Here is a 20,614-nt window from a genome sequence, read left to right as displayed (position 1 = left end):
ATGTTAAGCCACGTTGACGAAAACGGCCAAGCTAATATGGTTGATGTATCGCTCAAAGACGTAACCTTGCGCGATGCCTCAGCTGAAGCATTTATTAGCATGAGTAAGCTTGCCTTTGAACAAGTAATACTAAATCAAAACAAAAAGGGCGATGTGTTAGGTGTTGCCCGTATAGCAGGTATTCAAGGCGCTAAAAAGTGCGCTGATTTAATCCCGCTTTGCCATCCGCTTGCACTGAGTAAAGTTGCTGTTGATTTTGAGCTTGATGAAGCAAACAGCCAAATTAAAATAACCAGCTATTGCAAACTTGCCGGTAAAACTGGCGTAGAAATGGAAGCGCTAATGGCGGTATCTGTGGCTAGCCTTACTTTGTTTGATATGTGCAAAGCAGCCGACCCACTAATGGAAATTAGCGGCATGCGTGTTACTCAAAAAGCAGGGGGCAAAAATGGTAGTTGGCAGCGCGATTAATCCAAACGATGTTTTATCTAGCACCGGAAAAGTAGAGCTACTGTTTTTTGGGCAACTGAAAGAGCGGTTAAAGTGCAGTAAGTTAAGCCTTGAAATTACGCAGCCGCTTAGTATTTCAGAACTTAAGTTAAAGTTAGTCAGCCAATATCCACATTGGCAACCGTGGCTGGAGGAGCGTGAGCTACTTGCAGCGCTTAACCAAACTATGTCATCAAGCGATGAAATAGTAAAAGCAGGGGATGAGCTTGCCTTTTTCCCGCCGGTTACAGGTGGCTAATGAGTATACATATTCAAGTACAAACCGATGATTTTAATGTAGGTGACGAGCACAATACGCTTTGTAGTAATAACAAAAGCGATGGCGCTGTTGTCACCTTCACAGGTTTGGTAAGAGAGTTCAGCAGTGGCGATAACGTTATTGCACTTGAGCTTGAACACTACCCTGGTATGACCGAGCAACTCCTTCAATCTATTGCAGAGCAAGCACAAACTCGCTGGCAACTGGCGCGAATATGCATTATTCACCGCGTTGGTTATTTAGCGCTTGGCGAGCAAATTGTATTTGTTGGCGTAACGTCGCGCCATCGCCAAGCCGCATTTGAAGGCGCACAATTTATAATGGATTATTTAAAAAACCACGCCACGTTTTGGAAAAAAGAGCACTTTAAAGACTCATCAAACTGGGTTGAGTTTAAACAAAGTGACAAACAAGCGCTGGGTAAATGGGAAAAGTGATACAAATATTTAATTATTTACGTTCAGTAAAGGCTTTACAGCTCGATAATAAATAACTTATGTAACTCTTAGTTTGCGTGTGAAGTCTGCGTTTTTCGTGTTATAAATCAGCAATATTAGATTGTTAGCTCGACCCAAGTCTGGAAGACATATGCGCACATCAAAAATGTTATATTTTACAATATTATTACTTGTTCTACTTTCAGCTTTTCTTGCTGTATGGGTATATGATTTAAAAGAAGGTAAAGACTTACTAAGCTTTACCATATCAACAGTAAGCTTTTGTATAGCCGTATTAGCTTTATTTATTACTGTTAGAACATATACATCAATTGATAGTGTAAATAATATTAGCAAAATGGAAGGTAACATTTTAGATAATGAAAATTACGTAACCTCACTTCCAGAGTTAATTAATCAGTTTAAATCCCAAGATGAAAATACACTAGAGAAAGAAATTTTTGACTCTATTGAGCATAAACTAAAAAAAGAGTCAAGAAACCGCCGTTCTTTTTGCCGATACCCTGCAATATATAATTGACCTAATTGTTTTATTTCCAGCTGTTTTTAATGCATCAGAAACTAACAAAGTACTTTATAAAAAGCGTATGGATACAATTTTGTCAGAAGTTGATAGGCGCTGTGAAATATTGCACTCGGTGAGTAAAGGTAATTCAATTCAAATAACGGAAACAATAAAGCTATTTAAAGCTGTTGTGTCTTATCAAAGTTTTGTGGCTGATGATAATTTTAATATTCATGCAGACTTACTTCATGTCAGAGGTCCAATTCTTCGTAATCCAGTGACAAAAACCATTTACCATAATTACCTAGGTTTGTATTACAACAAAAAAGGCATGCATTTATTACGAGAGTCGCTAAATATGAACTCTGTAGATATTTTGTCGATTGATGGTTTAGAGCTGGCTCAAAAAAATATTAATACTATAGAGCCATCAATACTTGAAGAAGTAAGTATGTATCTTAAATCTGCCGCTGAGCAGTTTGATAAAGCACTTAAAGTATCTAGCGAAGATGTTATGTGGCCTGGTTTTATTAATTACAACAAAGCACGTACGGTATATTTTTTAGCTTTACTATCAAATAGCGAACTTAATTGGTTAGATATTCTCGACGAAGCAATAGAGTCTCGCAGCAGGTTAAATCGACTAATTGACGAAATTTTGATGATAGACAGATCAAAACCAGACGATATAGTCAGTACACATTTAAGAGAGTTTTTTCTGTATCAAGAAGAGTTAGCACGTACAGTAAAATTGAACATCTTACTGTCCGATAATTTAACCAGACAAAATAATGCGCCTATTTTATATAAAGGGATTAATATCTCTGATATATCAAACGAAAAACTAACTGACTTATTTGTATCAATACAAAAGTTTTCTACAGTTAGTATTTATCAAGAAAAAATTATAAGTCGACTTAAGAATAACCTCGCTGTGACAAGCTAATAAAGCTTTAGCGAGAAAGTAGGGGGGATATACTATTTTTACGGCTTTTTTCTCATCATAAAAAAGCCACTTACCTATGCATGAAAAGTCATAGCAAGAATAAATAGCTCTTTATTAAAATGTTTTTTGGACTGAGCTTACTTTATTACACTTTTCCAATGCTCAAATCAGGCATTAAATTTAGCCTGTTATGAATAGCATGATGGATGAAAGATAACTTAGTTCGCACCGCTTGAGTTAGAACGAACGGGTAGGCATCGGCAAGTCCCATGCTGCGGTTTAGCGAATTTAGAATGATCGAAAATTCCATCCAAGTATCTAAAATAGTGTCTATTGGCGTTTGCGCATAAAAATAATAAGAATTTTGGGGTAAACGCAGTTCGTCTGCATCATCTAGCTCAAATTCGTTACCCGTTGTTGAGCCCGTAATTGAGAAGTTTTTAGCTGTTTCTAGTGTGTCGATAATATGCATGTAATGCGCCCATGTTTCGGCCCAATCTTCATAGGGGTGCATTGTTGCGTATTCGCTAATAAAGGTATCATGCCAGTTAGCGGGGGCACCTTGTTTATAGTGAGTATCGAGCGCTTGCTGATAATCTAATTCGTCATCACCAAAATATTGTTTACATAAGGCATGCTTTTTTGGTGAATTTGCTATGAGTATATCAAAGTAATAATGTCCAAGTTCATGACGAAAATGACCAAGCAGAGTTCGGTAGCGCTCACCCATTGCTATTTTAGCTTGAGAACGTGCTACGTCATCAGCTTCTGCGAGGTTGATAGTGATATGCCCGCAATCGTGTCCTGTAAATACAACGTCTTGACCTATTATAGGGCTTACAAAATGATCGCTTACATTTCGATCTGCTATAAAATCAAAACTTAATCCGCTCTCTGGTTCTTGAATTGTTGTGTTTAAAGGCAATGATAATGACTTTAATGTATATAACGCACGACGTTTTGCTGTTTCCATTTTTTTCCACAATGGAATATGCCCATCAACACTCAAATCGGGTACGGTTTCATTAAAGCGACATGAAAAACACAGCACCTCGTTTTTATCTTCTACAGGTACAAATGTATCTAAATTAACCATGCCATTACACACATGGTACTGAGCATTATTGTCACATTTTTTATAAAAAACGTCTGGTTTTTCTGACTTGTAAAACAGCCCTGATTGTTCATCGATTTCATACGGTTCAACGTGGTCAAAGTCGTCATCTATACCCACGGTTTTGCCACAAGCCAAACAATGGCTACTTTCAAAAAATAAAATAAGCTGATCTGTGCAATTACATTTAAATGTTTTCATATGTTACCGAATAAAAATTGAGACTGTGATAAATCGCTATCAATTTGTTTTAACTATTTAAGGGTGTGGATTAAATCCTTTTTAATAGTTCAGACTTTTTAATATTAAATTCATCATCACTAAGCGCATTTGAGTCACGTAGTTGCGCTAGTTTTTCTATAATTTGAAGCGTTTCGTTTACTGAATATTGCTCTATTGTATTATTTACAGGTGCTTTGACTTGATTAGGTGCTAATGGTGTTATATTCGGCTCCATTACGTGCGCAACAAAGTCTTTTTGAGGCGCTGGTGGCATTTGTCCTGAAATTAATGGCAAGGTGTTGACATTAATTGTTCCCCACTGGCTGCTAAAAGTAAGAGAGGTACTATCACCTTGCTGTTGACTTACACCACCAATATTGTGATCCAGCGTGTCGTATACGCTTACTTGCCCATTTAATTCAACGGCTAAACGATTAGGAAATATAGCGTAACGAATATTATTTTGTGCACCACTGCTAAACGGACTGCCTAAATCACCAGGCCACCATTGATTACTCCCAGGGGTACCGGCGGGAATAACCGGAAATATTTGGTTATTACTCAATATATTAGCAAGCTCGTTGCATAGGTTATCAACTGTTGACTTAAGACCGTAGTTAAACATGTCGCCGACCATTGTCATTCCGCCGCGCATCCACTGGCCAGAACCACCAAGCTCTGGGCAATTAAACTGTGCCATTGAGCAACCGCCGTTATTAACGCTAACTAACATGTGAATTACTGCATCGTGACTGAGGTTATAACGAGATGCTATACCATTAATTAAGTTTTCACCGACATCTGTTAGCTTTTGCATAAGAAAATATCCTAATAGGTAGATTGGGTTGATTTAAAAAATCTGAAATACGCTAGGGCATGTTGATTTTTGGGATTGAAATTTGTTCAATCTAGGGTCGATTTAATCGCGGCGCGAGGTTTGTAACCTAGTGGGCTAAGTAAAAACCGAGCAACAAAGAGTCAATCGTCCCTAGAAAGAACCCAGGGGCAGCGCATGTTTGGCATTTATGCTGCGTTATCGCCTATGTATGGGGAACAACCACACATCATAGACTCTGCCTTGCTTAAATACCAAACACACTGCTGCAAATTCAACCACCAAAGATCAACACGCCCTAGTGCTGCATTACCTTTAGCTTTGATGATAATGAAAAATTAACAGGTTAGTGAGATGTGCTGGTCTTTCAAATTGGACGTGTTCTGCTTTATCTGAAATTAAAACACACCACTGTAAAACTAATCCTTAAAGCAAGCATCTATGTATTAAAAGTTGCTTGTTTTATCTCATCGAGATTGTTAGTTTTACTGTAACGTAAGCGGTTAAAAATCGACCCAGTATAGCATCTTTACTTACTTTAATAGCAGCTTTATTGTGAACTATTTTTTATTGTTAGATGACTATTTTCCATTGTTTGGTAGGCTCAGCTTTAAATATAATACTTTTAATTATGCCTGTTTAGCGTTATAAGTAGGACTTTAAATATTTTTAAAATAATATTTAATTTCAATATTTTAAATTAATTTATTTTAATTGTAGGTGATATTTTAGCACTGTTTTGGTGCATTTATTGCACTATAAAAATCTAAAGGTGATCATTTAAATCACACTAAATTAATATTTAATAAATTGATGTGCTTTTCTATTAGTTAGCGCAAAACCGTTATGCATAGCGTTGCTTTGTACTGGGGACGCCAAAAGGGCTTACAGCACTACTTTTCAAATTTACAGGTACAAACATTGCAACAAAGTCAAATTAGATAAAGTAATATTTTTAGCGTTACATTGTGGCTATACATTATTAAAGGGGAATTAATAGATGACAATTACAGTTGGAATTTCGCACCATACTCAGTATAAATACGATAGGTCAGTTAATATGGGGCCGCATATATTCCGATTACGTCCCGCGCCACATAGTCGTACAAAAATTAAAAGCTATTCTTTAAAAATAGTCCCAGAAGATCATTATATAAATTGGCAACAAGACCCATTTGGTAATTACCAGGCAAGGGTGGTATTTAATAAGCCAACCACCGAATTTAGTTTTACGGTCGATTTAGTTGCAGAATTGACGGTTATTAACCCCTTTGATTTCTTTTTAGAGGATTACGCTGAAAACTTTCCATTTGTTTACGATGCTATTTCAAAGTCAGAACTCACTCCTTATTTAAAAAAACGCAAAGCCAGTCCAAAATTTAAAGAATTAATTGAATCTTTAAATCCTAAAGAACCGCTCAGAAGCGTTGATTTTTTAGTAGCGGTTAATCAAGCTATTTATGAGTTAGTGGGTTATGGCATTCGTTTAGAGCCAGGCGTACAAACGGCAAACGAAACAATAAGTAAAAAAACAGGTTCGTGTCGTGATTCTGCTTGGTTGTTAGTACAACTGTTTCGTCATTTGGGATTAGCATCTCGATTTGTATCGGGCTACTTAGTACAGTTAACTTCGGATCAAAAATCATTAGATGGTCCAAGTGGTCCAGAAGAAGACTTTACCGATTTACATGCATGGACCGAAGTGTACATTCCGGGTGCTGGCTGGATAGGGCTTGATCCTACATCGGGTTTATTTGCTGGTGAAGGTCATATTCCATTGGCATGTACGCCAGAGCCAAGCTCGGCGGCGCCAGTAACAGGCGGTATAGATGACTGTAAATCTGAGTTTAGCTTTTATAATAAAGTAACGCGTGTACACGAAGACCCTCGTGTAACTAAGCCCTATTCTGAGGCGCAATGGACGGCAATTAATCGCTTAGGCCAGCATGTCGATAATGTTTACAACGAAGAAAACATACATTTAACCATGGGTGGCGAGCCTACGTTTATTTCTATTGACGATATGGAACATCCTCAGTGGAATACGGATGCCGATGGTAAAGAAAAAAGAATATTAGCTCAAAATTTATTTGTAGAAATGAATAAAGTATATACAAAAGGCGGCTTTACTCACTACGGGCAGGGGAAATGGTATCCAGGAGAGCCGCTGCCACGCTGGCAATATGCGTGTTATTGGCGCAAAGACGGTGAGCCTTTATGGCACGATGCAGCGTTATTGGCGGATCCTAATAAAGATTATAAATTTGATCATACTGATACTAAAAAGTTTGCCGATAAACTATGTGATTCTCTCGGTCTTGAAACCGAGGCATTAACTACGGCTTATGAAGATATTTTGTATCACATGTGGCAAGAAGCCTCATTACCAACCGAGATAAAACCTGATCAACCAGAGCTTCTCCATGCAATGAGTCGAAAAGGCTTTTTAGCAAAAATGGATAAAGGTATAGAAAAGCCTGTTGGGTATGTACTGCCTCTAAAATGGAACGATAGTAAAAACTGCTGGCAGTCGTGTACGTGGGAATTTAAACGAGGCAATTGTTTCTTATTACCGGGCGAATCACCAATGGGGTATCGCTTGCCCTTAGATAGCCTTGAATGGAGCGGTAATATTATTGACCGTGACCCATTTGATATTCCAGAAAACTTTACCAAAGCTAAAAAGCTTAAAAAGGGGTTCATTGGTAAAGAAATGGTTAAAACGGCACTAGTAATGGAAGTAAGAGAGGGGCGTTTATATATATTTATGCCGCCTACAAGTCATTTTGAACATTACATGGGTTTAATAAATAGTATAGAGGGTGTGGCTAAAGAACTTAAAATGCCGCTTGTTATCGAGGGATATAGCCCTCCTAAAGATAGCCGCGTAGAAAAATACGCAGTGACTCCCGATCCTGGTGTTATAGAGGTTAATATTCATCCTTCTACATCGTGGGATCAATTAGTAGATCGTACTAATACGTTATACGACCTTGCAAAACAATGCCGATTAGGTACCGATAAGTTTATGGCAGATGGTCGCCATACGGGTACTGGTGGTGGTAACCATGTAACGCTTGGTGGCGAAACACCTGAGCAAAGCCCATTTTTACGTAGACCCGATATTTTAAGAAGTTTTATTACGTATTGGCAGCATCACCCAGGTTTGTCTTATCTGTTTTCAGGATTATTTATTGGTCCTACAAGCCAAGCACCGCGAGTGGATGAGGCCCGCGATGAGGTTTTATACGAACTTGAAATTGCCTTTTCGCATATGCCTGAAGGTGAGGTGCCTGAGCCTTGGTTAGTTGACAGGTTACTGCGTAATCTATTGGTTGATTTAACGGGTAACACGCACAGAGCAGAATTTTGTATCGATAAGCTATATTCACCTGATTCAGCCACAGGTCGCTTAGGTATTGTTGAATTTAGGGGCTTTGAAATGCCACCGCATTCACAAATGAGTTTAGTGCAAATGCTATTGTTACGAACTTTACTTGCTTGGTTTTGGAAAAAACCTTACCACAAACCATTAATACGTTGGGGCACAGAGTTACACGATAAGTTTTTATTACCACAATATGTTGAAAATGATTTAGCTGAAGTAAGTCGCGATTTACAACAAGCTGGTTTTCAATTTCAGTTAAGCTGGTTAAATCCATTTTTTGAATTTAGATTTCCGGTATGTGGTACGCGTGAGCTTGATAACGTAACACTTGAGCTTAGAACCGCGATTGAGCCTTGGCATGTACTTGGTGAAGAAGCGAGTGCATCGGGTACAGCACGCTACGTAGATTCGTCATTAGAAAGAGTGCAAATAAAAGTGCAAGGTACAATGAGCGACCGCTATATTATAAGTTGTAATGGCAGAAGAGTGCCGCTTAAACCCGTAAAAGGTAAAGCAAAAGACGAAATGGTAGCAGGTATACGCTACCGAGCTTGGCAACCACCAACAGCGCTTCACCCAACAATTGGCGTGCATGCACCATTGGTATTTGATTTAATTGATACTTGGGAAGGGCGCTCTGTAGGCGGCTTTGTATATCATGTGAGTCATGCTGGTGGACGTAATCCAGAAACGCTACCGGTTAATGCATTTGAAGCCGAAGGGCGGAGAGTTGCTAGATTTTGGGAGCACGGGCATACCCCATCTTTACTTGCATCAGCAGAACCAAGTTGGAGTCCATCGGCGGTTACGCACAGTTTTAAATCGGCGCAAAGCGCAAGTGAATACGTGGTACCTGATGAGGAAAGTAGTAATACTGATTATCCAAATACATTAGATTTACGCAGGCAGCCTAACTTTAAATAATAATTGATAGTTGTGTCATTCCACTTTGAAATTATTTAAAGTGGAATAACAAAATACTTTTTTAAAACGTGATTATGATTTCGGCTATTTACTATAAATTGGAGCACTTTCAGCTTGTATATTAACAATAACGCGATGCCGGAATTGCCTGAGTGGTTGTCTTTATACCTTGATAAATCACACGGACATGATGAACTGGCTAACCACAGTGGTTTGCATCCAGATCATTGGGATACTTTATTTAAGCGTTTAGCCAGTCTAACAGCAGAAGACGTAAGTAGCCGCGCTACAGAAATTAGCCAATTACTACAAAATGGTAATATTAAAAATGAAAACAACAAGCAGTGGCATTTCGATCCCTTGCCATTTATGTTGTCAAAGTCCGATTGGACTTTACTTGAAGATGGGATTAAGCAAAGAACCCTTTTATTAAATAAAATACAGCAAGATATTTACGGTGATCAAACTCTATTAGTCAACGGTCATATTCCTGCAAATCAGCTTTTTCAAGACCCTAATTATTTGCGAGAAGGTTTTAGTTTACCTAGTAACGAATTAACACTTTTTTTTACAGCATTAGATGTTTACCGCACGCCAACAGGCGAATTTAAAGTATTAAGCGATCATTGCCAGTGCCCTTTAGGCCTCGGGCTATTAATTAAAAGCCGTATTATTGCAAGGCGTGTAATGGCTGAAGAATTTGCAGAATGTAATGTTCAGCAAATTAAAGAATTTTTAAACCTATTCCAAGAGGGTATTAACGAATATACCCACTATATGGATGACCCACGTATTGTAATTTTAACCCAAGGGATTGATGATCCTAATTACAACGAACATGCATTTTTATCTACTTACTTTGGCTATACATTAGTACAAAGCGCCGACTTAACCGTGCGCGGTGGTGATGTTTGTTTAAAATCGTTGCAAGGATTGGGTAAGATTAATGTGATTTTGCGCTGGGTGTCTGATCGCAGTATTGATTCACTAGAACAAACCGAATATTCACTTCATGGTATACCGGGTTTATTACAATCAGTGCGTCAGGGCTCGGTTAAGGTTTTAAATCCATTTGGTAGTGGCGTATTGTCGTCACCTTCAATTAAGTGCAATTTAGAAAAATTATCGCAGCACATATTAAAACAACCATTATTGCTAGGCGAACCTAATTACTACAGCGTTAAAGAAGCTCAGAGTGTTGATTGGAGTAACCTTGAACTTTTATCCACGATAAACCCTAAAGTTAAGTTAGATGGTGTTTTGGATGAACAAGAAATAAAATCGCTTATTAGTAAACAGCCCGAAAACTACTTTTTTCAAGAAAAACCAGTGTTTAGCAGCGCCCCATTTTGGCATGACGGGCAGTTGATTTCTAAACCAGTGGTGTTTAGATGTTATGCCATAACAACAGAAAATGGCGTTGAAGTCCTCCCATCAGCATTGTGCTTTTCGAATGAAAAAAGTAACGATCCGAGTATATCGGGTTGGATCAAGGATACATGGATAAATACAGCCGATAGTGTTGATTTAGGCGATCATAACCCGCCTGTTCCGATTAGAAAAAGAATGGATGTAACGCTACTCGAAGGGGTTATTTCGAGCCGTACGGCTGAGCACCTTTTTTGGTTAGGTCGATACTTAGAACGCTGCGAAAACACGATACGTATTTTGCGTATTTTTATAGACAAGTACACCGAGTTTTCTGTTTACCCAGATTCAATACGAAAAAGTATAGTTGCACGGCTTTCTAATGCCATTAGGTCGCAATATATTGTTTATCCCTATATAGAACCTGATTTAAAACTAGATGGGATTGATGTAAATCTATCTAAAGAAACCGCCTTTCAACTGCTTGCAGACGAGCAATGCGCTGGCAGTATTATTAATACTTTAAAGTACATTACTAATGCGTCGGTGCAAATACAAGAGTTACTGTCTCATGATAGCCGCCGAATAATTGATGATATTAATGAGCAAATTAAAGTATTTAAAAATGTAAATATTAATATTCCAACGCGTGCAATGCAAAGCAGCCTTGATAGAGTTATAGGCTCGATTATGGCTTTTAACGGTTCTATTACCGACTGCATGCCAAACAGTAATGGCTGGTTTTTATTAGAGATGGGCAGAAGGGTAGAGCGTAGCCTGCAAATTACGTCACTGAGTGCGTCTTTATTAACACAAGAGTTAGATGAGCCAGAAGAGCTTGGTTTACTCGAAGCAGTCCTTAGCTGTCAAGTGAGTTTGGTTACACATAAGCGCCGCTACAGAATGTATCAAACTATTGGTACTGGGCTTGAGTTACTGCTTTTAGATGCAGAATACCCACGTTCTTTATTATTTCAGTTAGAACAAATTAATCAGTTATGTAAGCATTTACCCACAAAACGTAGGCAAGGTGTAATTGCTGCACATGAAAAAGCAATACTGCTATCTCAAACAAGCTGTTATGTAACTGAAAAAGATTACTTACAAAAAAGTGAAGACGGAAAACGTAACCAGTTAATTGAGTTTAATCATAATACGCGTATGAACCTAGATACATTTTGTGATGTACTATTACTACAGTATTTTTCTCATACCCAAACGGCAAATAAATTGAACTGGACTAATATTGAGCAAGCTCAATCGTGAAATATAAAATAAAACATTCAACTACTTATAACTATTTTGACTTTGTTAGTTTGTGTCTAAACCAAGCCCGATTAACGCCAAAAACGAATCGTGCTCAAATATGCCATAGCAGCCGCATAGAAATTGAGCCAACGCCCAATTACATACAAACATTTACCGATTATTTTAATAATCAGGTAACAGCATTTGAGATAGCGATACAGCACAAAAAACTCAAAGTAACGATGATCAGTGAAGTAGAGTTATTAGTAGGTGCTAATAGCAATCTACACAATATTGATATGCCATGGCAAAAAGTACGCGATTTATTAGTTGCCCCACATACAGTTGAGCTATTAAAAACCTCTGAGTTTGTACTACCTTCGCAGCTTATTCCGATAGATAAAGGGATTAAGGAATATGCGTTAGTTTCGTTTGAATCGCACAAAAATATAATAGCAGCGTGTAAAGATTTAATGGCACGAATTTTTCATGAATTTCATTACGACCCTGGTTTTACTACGATCAGCACGCCTTTGAGTGTTGTTTTTGCACAAAAAAGGGGCGTTTGCCAAGACTTTGCACACTTTGCGCTAGCATGTTTACGTAGCGTAGGATTAGCAGGAAGGTACGTAAGTGGATACATTGAAACGATGCCTCCTGAAGGCGAAGAGAAACTAGAAGGTGCAGATGCAACGCATGCCTGGTTTGCGGTGTTTGTTCCAAATTTAGGGTGGGTTGATTTTGATCCCACAAATAATGTGTTACCCCAAGATCAGCATATTACTTTAGCTGTAGGGCGAGATTTTTCAGATGTGACCCCTTTAAAAGGAGTGGTGTTTGGCGGCGGCAGTCAACTGCTTGATGTAGCGGTTGACATGATTCGATTAGAATGAGCGGTTTAATAACATCATATTTATGATGGATAAGGTGAAAAAGTGTATGAAGATTGATTGGAAAACGTACCAAACAAAAGGTTTCTTTGATGAATTAATTGACGCACAAGGAAATGTTAGATCGCATGGTAAACAATTAGCCCAATTTTTTGCTAATTTATCAGGTGAAGAATTAGTTAAAGCCAGAGCTGTTGCCGACTTGGCAATTAAAGAAATGGGTATTACCTTCACAGTTTATAACGAAGGTAACATGATCGATAGAGCATGGCCGTTTGATATTATTCCACGTACCATTGGAAAAAAAGAATGGCAAAGCGTAGAAATTGGTTTAAAGCAACGTGTTGAAGCACTAAATCTATTTATAGACGATTTATACCATGACCAAAAAATAATAAAAGATGGTGTTTTTCCTAAAGGTTTACTCGAAAAATCTGTTAATTTTCGTCAGCAATGTGTAGGTATAAACCCGCCAAATAAAATTTGGGCGCATATTTGTGGATCGGATTTAGTGCGTGATGGAAGCGGTACTATGTATGTGCTTGAAGATAATTTGCGTGTACCTTCTGGGGTGTCATACATGCTTGAAAACCGTTCTGTAATGAAACGTGTTTTTCCTGAGTTATTTGAGCAAGTATCTATTTTACCGGTTGATGATTATCCCTCTCAATTATTTGATATGTTGGCTGCAATGTCTCCGCGTCCACAAGATAAACCCGAGGTAGTGGTACTTACACCTGGTGTATTTAATTCAGCTTATTTTGAGCATTGCTACCTTGCACAGGAAATGGGTTGTGAGTTGGTAGAAGGGCGTGATTTAGTTGTTGAGAAAGACGACTGTGTATACATGAGAACAATTACAGGTCTGCAACGGGTTGATGTTATTTATCGTCGTATTGATGATTTGTTTTTAGATCCCGAAGCATTTTTACCTGATTCTCAACTTGGTGTGCCTGGCTTAATGCGTGCTTGGTCTAAAGGTAATGTTGCTTTGGTTAATGCACCGGGTGCAGGCGTGGCTGATGACAAAGTAGTTTATGCTTATGTGCCTGAGATGATTAAGTATTACTTAGGTGAAGAAGCTAAACTGGCCAACGTTCCAACGTTTAAATGTTTGGATCCTAAAGAGTGTGACCATGTTATTAAAAATATCGATAAACTAGTGGTAAAACCTGCCAATGAATCAGGTGGGTATGGATTATTAATTGGTCCTAAATCGACTAAAAAAGAGCAAGAAGCGTGCATTGCACAAATTAAAGCGGATCCACGCAATTGGGTAGCACAACCTACATTAGACTTATCAACAGTACCAACATTTGATGGCAATAAACCGGATGGACGACATACCGACTTAAGGCCTTTTATTTTATCGTCTGGTAAGGATACACAAGTAACCACCGGTGGATTAACACGTGTTGCTATGGTTAAAGGCTCTTTGGTAGTTAATTCATCACAAGGTGGTGGCAGTAAAGATACTTGGATTGTTGACGAAGAGGCTAAATAATATGTTATCAAGAGTAGGCGAAACTTTATACTGGGTATCTCGTTATATTGAACGTGCGGAAAATGTTGCTCGTTTAATCAACGTTAATAATTTATTGATGATGGACTTACCAAAAGGTGTATGTACTGGCTGGGAACCATTAATTGATATTATAGGTGTGCGTAAAGACTATTTAGAGAATCATACTGATTTTTCGGAACAAAAAGCATTAAGGTATTTGTTAGTAGGCAGTGATAATTATTCGTCAATTTTAAACTCTATTACTTCTGCCAGAGAAAGTGCACGAACAATTCGTGATGTAATACCGCGAGATGTATGGGAAGAAATAAACTCTCTTTATTATTATGTAAAAGACAATCAAAAAGAAGGGTTAACTAAGCGCGGTCGTTTTGATTACTTAAAAAAGATCATTGACTCTGCTCATCAAATATTTGGTGCCTTAGATGCGACTATCAATCATGATAAAGGCTATGTTTTTATACGTTTTGGCTCAATTATAGAACGCGCTGATATGACCTCAAGGATATTAGATATTCGCTCGGCAACGCTTATTACCAGCGAAGAGGAAGCGAAACCATTTGATAATATACAGTGGATTAGTTTACTGCGTTCGTTAAGTGCATATCAAATGTATCGCCAAGAAATGGGTGTACGAGTTCAGCGCTCAGATGTAATAGAATTTGTGATGCACAGTAAAGTTTTCCCACGATCTATTTTATTTTGCATGAATGAACTCAAAGCATTAATTTTACCTCTCCCTAATTCAGCTGAAATAATTAAATCCATTGACTATGCGATTACTGAACTAGAAGATAAAAATGTACGTGTACTTAAAAATGGTTTATTGCATGACTTTATTGACGAAATACAAATTAATTTAGCCGGTATACATAACGGATTAGCCGAGACATATTTTTTAAAGCGAGCTGAATAATTAAACGTTTTATAATGGCTACTTAACGAAAAGTAGCCATTTTTTATCTTTTTCAAATTTAAATCTGTATAGCTTAAGCCCTTATTGAGAGATTTACTAACATAGTGAACCATAATAATATTTGAATTTATTTCTCTATTGTTAGCGCTAAAATAGCGGCTTGAGATATATTTACCATCCAGGTTTTAAGCTAAATAGAAAGCAAAAAATTACAATATTCACTGTTTTATAATGGCGTTATGCATTTGACTGTAGGTGTCCATTTATTCGTTTTTTGTACATTTGGTATTTAAATGAAAATAATCTCAACTAATATCTCTACAATTAAAACTGTTATTTATAATGACAAAGAAGTGAGAACGGGAATTTTTAAAATTCCAACGATTGAGCGAGTCATTATTGAAGAGCTAAACGTGGTTGGCGATGAGCAAGCCGATTTAGTTAACCATGGAGGGGTCGATAAAGCGGTGTATGCTTTTTCGCACAACCATTACGACTACTGGAAGCAAACCCTTGGAAACGAAAATTTAGCCAGTGGCATATTTGGAGAAAATTTTACGGTTTCTAATCTTGATGAGGCGAAAATACACATTGGCGATCATGTTCGCATAGGTACTGCATTACTTGAAGTAAGCCAGCCCCGTGTACCTTGTTTTAAACTTGCTATTGCCCTTAATAATAAAAATAGCCTCAAACTCTTTACGCAGAATTATTGTACTGGTGTTTATTTTAGAGTACTTGAGCGAGGTGTTGCGCAAACAGGAGATAACGTTGTTATTGAAAAGAAAGCTGCGCACAACATCTCAGTTAAAAAACTTTTTCAGGCTTACTTTGATAAAAAGTATTTTGGCTATGAAAATGTACTACTAGAAGCGTTAGAAGTACCTGAGCTTGCTTTAGAATGGCAAGAAAAAATTCAAAAAAAATTGTCTATTAAAACCAAATAATACATTTATACGGTTAAGATAGCTTAGGGCCTGTTGATTTTTTTGGATTGAAATTTGTTCAATCTAGGGGCAGTTTAATCGCGGTGCGAGGTGTTTAACCCAGTGAGCTTAGTAACTGCACCTGCGTTACCCTACTGGCTTACATCCATAAAAATAAGTAAAAGCTGAGCAAACTTCCGCGTCCTGCTTACGCGCTTTAACTACATTTATGCAGGCAACAAAGACTCAATCTACCCCAGGAAGTACCCAAAGGGCAGACCATGTTTGACATTTATGCTGCGTTATCGCCTATTTATGGAAAATTACCACACTTCATAGACTTTGCCTTGGCTAAATGCCAAACAGTATGCTGGAAATTCAATCATCAAAGATAAACACGCCCTAGAGGTTTATGCCCAATCAGCTTGGTCATAAAGATACACCTTTTACAAAGCAATCGTTGTTATTAAAGCTGCTTAGTTACAAAATTGATACTTGGATTTAGATTTTACCGCGCTTTATGATATAAATTATTTTCGAATATTTAAAAACACATCATATTCGCTTCAATACAGTCGCAAAACTAATATTATCTGCTATAACTAATGGTATAAATACTATAGTTAATATAGTGTTATAGGTAAAATAAATAGCGACTTGCTTTAAATAGGCTTCATATATGAATATCTCCAAAAAGCTGATGCTTATTGTATTGCTCACCACAGTTGAAGTGAGCATTACCGTTTATTCTGCTTTCGAAATAGCCAAAGGGGCTAAGTTTCATCACCTTAATTTTCTTCATTTGAAGTACGTAAATCAGTTAGCTAAATCAGTCAAAAACATCAAAAATGACCATCCCATTGATATAAATACCATTAAGTCGGATATAATGTTAGTTAGGAAGCAACCGCTTGATTGTGTTAATGAAATTAACTTTTTTAACCATGCTATTATGAAAGCTATTAACACAGACCATGCCTTAACGATTTGTAAAAGTGATATCGAAATTGCCGATAAAGCTTTATTATCGCTCGATCAATACAAAAAAAGTGAACTCAGTAGGGAGGCTTTTCTGTTAAATTTGAATGCTTCACTTGATGGTTTTAATGCAAATTCAGAAATGTTTGAGGAACCAATTAGAAAAACAGTATCGTTTATACTAATGACGTTAATTCCACTAGTGTTAATTATATCCCTTTTTAATATTATTTTTATCAGCTACTTATCTCGAACTATTTCTAGTTCTATTCGTAATTTGACACGGCTTTTATTAAGTAAACCCGAAAATAATATTAATTTAGATGACGAACTTGAGAAAAAAACAACGGGTGAATTAAAAGCACTCGTTATCGCAGCTAGGCAGCGGGTTAAAAATGATATTTTAAATATAGAAAACAGTATTGAACTTAAAGAAATTATAAACAGCCAAACAGCTTCCCTGCAGCAAGCAAATGATGAACTTGCTCAATTTGCTTATCGAGCTTCTCATGATCTGAAATCACCACTTTCTGGGGCTAAATCCCTTGCGCATTTTGTTATTGAAGATATAAAAGCCGGAGACACTGAAGAGGCAAGCCAAAATGCACTGGTTATTTATCAACAAATGGAAAAGTTAGAATCACTTGTTGTTGATATTTTATTATTAGCAAAAGCTGAGATTGGCAATGAAGATAGAGATGTAATTGACTTTAATCAGTTAATTATTGATATGAAAGAGCGACTGTCTTGGCTCATGAAAGATAATCCTTGTATGCTCGATACAACAATTAACCTATCAGTACCTATAAGGTCTGAAAAAGCGCGTTTTGCTCAAATTATCGAAAACTTAATATCAAACGGGTTGAAGTATTACGACAGAAATAAAGACAAATCTTATGTTCGCTGTGATATTTTTAATGAACAAGAGACTTTTTTTATTATTGTTACAGATAACGGAATGGGAATACCACAAAAGCATCAAAGTGAAGTGTTTGATATGTTTAAGCGATTTCATGCACAGATAAGTACGGGTTCTGGTTTAGGGATGGCCCTGGTTAAAAAACATATTGAGTATTTAAACGGTGAAATATCACTGCAAAGCTCTGATGAAGGTACAACGTTTAAAATATCAATACCAATGGATAAGCTAACATGACAAAAATTAAACCTCCTATATTAATTGTCGATGACAATGAAGTTGACCGTTACATTTTAAAAAGATTAATTAAAGAAGCTAAATTAGAGCTTACAATTTTTGAAAAAAAGATGGTCAGGAAGGATTAGAATTTCTAGAAAATTATGAAGCTAACAGAAAAGAGCACCCTGATGGATTTCCGCCAATACTCATATTTTTAGACATCAATATGCCAAGAGTTAACGGGATTCAGTTTTTAGACGCGTTTTCTAAACTCAGAAAAATGATAGAGATAAGCTCGTGTGTGGTTATGATGTTTAGCTCATCTGAACGAGAGGAAGAAAAAAAGGTTATTATGTCACACGATTTTGTTAAGGGTTACCTTGTAAAAGGAAGCTTTCAGGCAGCGGAATTAAAAGAAAAAGTATTGGCTGTCATCGGTCAGCATATGGACAAACACAGCTGATTTGTATTCGTTTTAAGTTTCAACCCGGTAGGGCGTATTTCGATTTGGGACCTTTAGTTTGAGTATACGGCTGAAACTAAAGGTTTGTAGCTTAAAGTTATATAGGTTTGCTGGGGTAATTCCCCCGAAAAATAATATAAACTGCAATTTTACAAAGGCTCAAAATAACCTATTTATTAAAGGCTTATTTTTTTACTATAGTCATCAAGTAGGAAATTAATTTCGTTTGCAGGCATGGGCTTTGAAAATAGAAAACCTTGCATATAGTCTATATTTAATTCTTTACATAGCTGATGCTGGGTTTCAGTTTCGATTCCTTCAGCTACTATAGAAAAATCTAGTTTTTTCAGCATTAAAGATAAGCTCTCGATTATTTTTAATCGCTTACTATTTTCTCCACCTAACGATTGCATGCTTTTGTCTAATTTTACTATATCAATAGGGTAGGAAATAAGATGAGATATAGATGAGTAGCCCATACCAAAGTCGTCCAAAGCAATTCTAAACCCCTTGTTAGATAAAGAAGTTAATATTTCAATTACTTCTTTACTGTTTTCCATCAAAGCTGTTTCTGTTATTTCAAGAATAATACTACTGGTTTTTAAGTTGTATTTTTCGACTGTCTTTAATAGATGCGTTTGTAAAACCTCTTTTTGCAACTGTATGGGTGATATGTTGATCGATAGAGTTAATGGTGTTTGATAGTTTTTTTGCCACAAAGATAACTGCTTTATAGCGCTCGTAATTATCCATTTCCCAAGGGGCGCTATTAAACGGCACTCTTCAGCAATAGGAATAAACTCATCAGGGGTATAATTAACGGTTGTATCTGGCCAACGGATCAGGGCTTCGACACCTGTCATTATTTGTGTTTTTGAGCAGTAAACTGGTTGATAAAATAGCCTAAAGTTTTTTTCTTCTATGTGCTCTTTTATACTATTTTGAATATCTACTCGGCGACTAAATTCATATTGATATTGCTCTTTATAAAAACTGATTCTACTTTTACCACTTTGCTTTGAGCGATACATTGCAATGTCAGCACATTTTAGCAGTTCATGTGATTCAGTGGCATCATTTGGGTATAAGGCACTTCCAATACTAACACTGCAATTTAAAGTTCTACCTTCATGTAAAAAGGGCTTAGAAACTTCAGCTAATATTCTATTTGCTATCATACCTATTTGATTAATATTGCAAATACCACCTATTATAACTGCAAATTCATCGCCACCTAACCGTGCAAATCCTTCATTTTGTCTTAGGCAGCTATTAATTCTTTTTACTGTTTGTATTAAAATTTCATCGCCGACAGTATGCCCAAGCGTATCATTAATATTTTTGAAGTTATCTAAATCTAAAGCAAGTAACGCCACGCAGTTTTTAGCGCGTTTATTGTTAGCTATCATCACTTTTAGAATTTCTTCAAAATGATATCGATTAGATAAACCAGTAAGCTGATCTCTCTCAGCCATATGCTTTACAGCTAGATAACTGTTGTGCGTATGTTGTTCGGCCTCAAAACGTTTTTTTGCATATATAAGTGCCTTACTTAAACTTTTTATTGTTATTTCACCTTTAGGTAAAAAGTCTTGAGCCCCGGCTTCTATACACTCAATAGCCAAATCTGTATTCTCTGAGGAGCTAATCATGATAATTGCGGTGTTACCGAGTTTAGGCTTTGCACGCATTTCAATTAGCATTTCAATGCCATCTTTTTTAGGCATATTATAATCGAGTAGTATTATATCAAAGTGCTTGTTTTCAATGGCTTTTAAGCCCTCGGATACGCACGTTACCTCAGTAATATCATGATGATGAGAGCCATCTGAAATAAGCATTTTTTTAATTAATTTACGGTCAACTAAGTCATCATCAACAATTAAAATATACATAAGTTCCTTTCAACAATAGTCTTGTGATAATAACCATTTATAAGTGATAGTTTTATCAAATAGTTTAAATACGTAAATCCAGTTAAAGTGACAAAAAATAGAGTAGCCG

17 protein-coding genes are annotated in these 20,614 nt (G+C 36.9%); 14 read left to right on the top strand and 3 right to left on the bottom strand.

Annotated features, from left to right (window positions below; translation table 11 throughout):
- From moaC to P20652_RS20830, 5 genes are all read left to right on the top strand, one after another.
- On the top strand, positions 1-471 hold the full coding sequence (moaC, locus tag P20652_RS11430) for a cyclic pyranopterin monophosphate synthase MoaC (protein ID WP_008167814.1): 471 nt from the start codon (positions 1-3) through the stop codon (positions 469-471).
- Positions 449-748, top strand: coding sequence for a MoaD/ThiS family protein (locus P20652_RS11435; RefSeq protein WP_008167813.1), 300 nt, complete (start codon positions 449-451; stop codon positions 746-748). The genes moaC and P20652_RS11435 overlap by 23 nt, the downstream gene beginning before the upstream one ends.
- A complete protein-coding gene (gene moaE, locus P20652_RS11440; RefSeq protein WP_008167810.1) occupies positions 748-1,206 on the top strand; it encodes a molybdopterin synthase catalytic subunit MoaE in 459 nt (152 codons plus the stop codon). Before P20652_RS11435 ends, moaE begins: the two co-directional genes overlap by 1 nt.
- A gap of 151 nt (positions 1,207-1,357) precedes the next feature.
- The gene (locus tag P20652_RS20835) at positions 1,358-1,747 is read left to right on the top strand and encodes a hypothetical protein (protein WP_008167808.1); all 390 of its coding nucleotides are present in this window, start codon (positions 1,358-1,360) and stop codon (positions 1,745-1,747) included.
- 79 nt (positions 1,748-1,826) lie between these two features.
- The gene (locus tag P20652_RS20830; protein WP_008167806.1) at positions 1,827-2,678 is read left to right on the top strand and encodes a hypothetical protein; all 852 of its coding nucleotides are present in this window, start codon (positions 1,827-1,829) and stop codon (positions 2,676-2,678) included.
- A 145-nt stretch (positions 2,679-2,823) separates the two neighbouring features.
- Here the strand turns inward: P20652_RS20830 and P20652_RS11445 are convergent, their stop codons facing one another.
- Together P20652_RS11445 and P20652_RS11450 are read right to left on the bottom strand one after the other, a co-directional pair.
- Positions 2,824-3,993 carry a putative zinc-binding metallopeptidase gene (locus tag P20652_RS11445; protein ID WP_008167804.1) on the bottom strand — a complete coding sequence of 390 codons (1,170 nt, stop codon included), beginning with the start codon at positions 3,991-3,993 and terminating at the stop codon, positions 2,824-2,826.
- Positions 3,994-4,063: 70 nt separating this feature from the next.
- On the bottom strand, positions 4,064-4,831 hold the full coding sequence (locus P20652_RS11450; RefSeq protein WP_008167803.1) for an SHOCT domain-containing protein: 768 nt from the start codon (positions 4,829-4,831) through the stop codon (positions 4,064-4,066).
- 1,018 nt (positions 4,832-5,849) lie between these two features.
- Here P20652_RS11450 and P20652_RS11455 point away from each other — a divergent pair.
- The 9 genes from P20652_RS11455 to P20652_RS20825 all read left to right on the top strand — a co-directional run bounded on the left by P20652_RS11455 (position 5,850) and on the right by P20652_RS20825 (position 18,610).
- The gene (locus P20652_RS11455; protein ID WP_083832853.1) at positions 5,850-9,161 is read left to right on the top strand and encodes a DUF2126 domain-containing protein; all 3,312 of its coding nucleotides are present in this window, start codon (positions 5,850-5,852) and stop codon (positions 9,159-9,161) included.
- A 114-nt stretch (positions 9,162-9,275) separates the two neighbouring features.
- Positions 9,276-11,795 (top strand): circularly permuted type 2 ATP-grasp protein, encoded by a 2,520-nt coding sequence (locus P20652_RS11460; RefSeq protein WP_008167800.1) that lies wholly within the window; start codon positions 9,276-9,278, stop codon positions 11,793-11,795.
- The gene (locus P20652_RS11465) at positions 11,792-12,670 is read left to right on the top strand and encodes a transglutaminase family protein (RefSeq protein WP_008167798.1); all 879 of its coding nucleotides are present in this window, start codon (positions 11,792-11,794) and stop codon (positions 12,668-12,670) included. Before P20652_RS11460 ends, P20652_RS11465 begins: the two co-directional genes overlap by 4 nt.
- A gap of 46 nt (positions 12,671-12,716) precedes the next feature.
- Positions 12,717-14,171, top strand: coding sequence for a circularly permuted type 2 ATP-grasp protein (locus P20652_RS11470; protein WP_008167795.1), 1,455 nt, complete (start codon positions 12,717-12,719; stop codon positions 14,169-14,171).
- Position 14,172: 1 nt separating this feature from the next.
- A complete protein-coding gene (locus P20652_RS11475; RefSeq protein ID WP_008167794.1) occupies positions 14,173-15,105 on the top strand; it encodes an alpha-E domain-containing protein in 933 nt (310 codons plus the stop codon).
- 293 nt (positions 15,106-15,398) lie between these two features.
- Entirely contained in the window at positions 15,399-16,052 is a 654-nt protein-coding gene (locus tag P20652_RS11480; RefSeq protein ID WP_008167792.1) for an MOSC domain-containing protein, read from the top strand.
- Between the two features lie 658 nt (positions 16,053-16,710).
- On the top strand, positions 16,711-18,165 hold the full coding sequence (locus P20652_RS11485) for an ATP-binding protein (RefSeq protein ID WP_008167788.1): 1,455 nt from the start codon (positions 16,711-16,713) through the stop codon (positions 18,163-18,165).
- Positions 18,162-18,293 carry a hypothetical protein gene (locus tag P20652_RS21325; protein ID WP_008167786.1) on the top strand — a complete coding sequence of 44 codons (132 nt, stop codon included), beginning with the start codon at positions 18,162-18,164 and terminating at the stop codon, positions 18,291-18,293. Before P20652_RS11485 ends, P20652_RS21325 begins: the two co-directional genes overlap by 4 nt.
- Before the next feature lie 80 nt (positions 18,294-18,373).
- Positions 18,374-18,610, top strand: a complete 237-nt coding sequence (locus tag P20652_RS20825; protein WP_237707107.1) for a hypothetical protein — start codon at positions 18,374-18,376, stop codon at positions 18,608-18,610.
- Positions 18,611-18,786: 176 nt separating this feature from the next.
- Here the strand turns inward: P20652_RS20825 and P20652_RS11490 are convergent, their stop codons facing one another.
- On the bottom strand, positions 18,787-20,505 hold the full coding sequence (locus P20652_RS11490) for a GGDEF domain-containing response regulator (RefSeq protein ID WP_008167781.1): 1,719 nt from the start codon (positions 20,503-20,505) through the stop codon (positions 18,787-18,789).
- Positions 20,506-20,614: the final 109 nt, after the last annotated feature.

It is taken from the genome of Pseudoalteromonas sp. BSi20652 (assembly GCF_000239855.1).
GTDB lineage: Bacteria > Pseudomonadota > Gammaproteobacteria > Enterobacterales > Alteromonadaceae > Pseudoalteromonas.
Note: the sequence above shows the minus strand (reverse complement) of the source record. Positions and strands in the feature narration are given on the sequence as shown.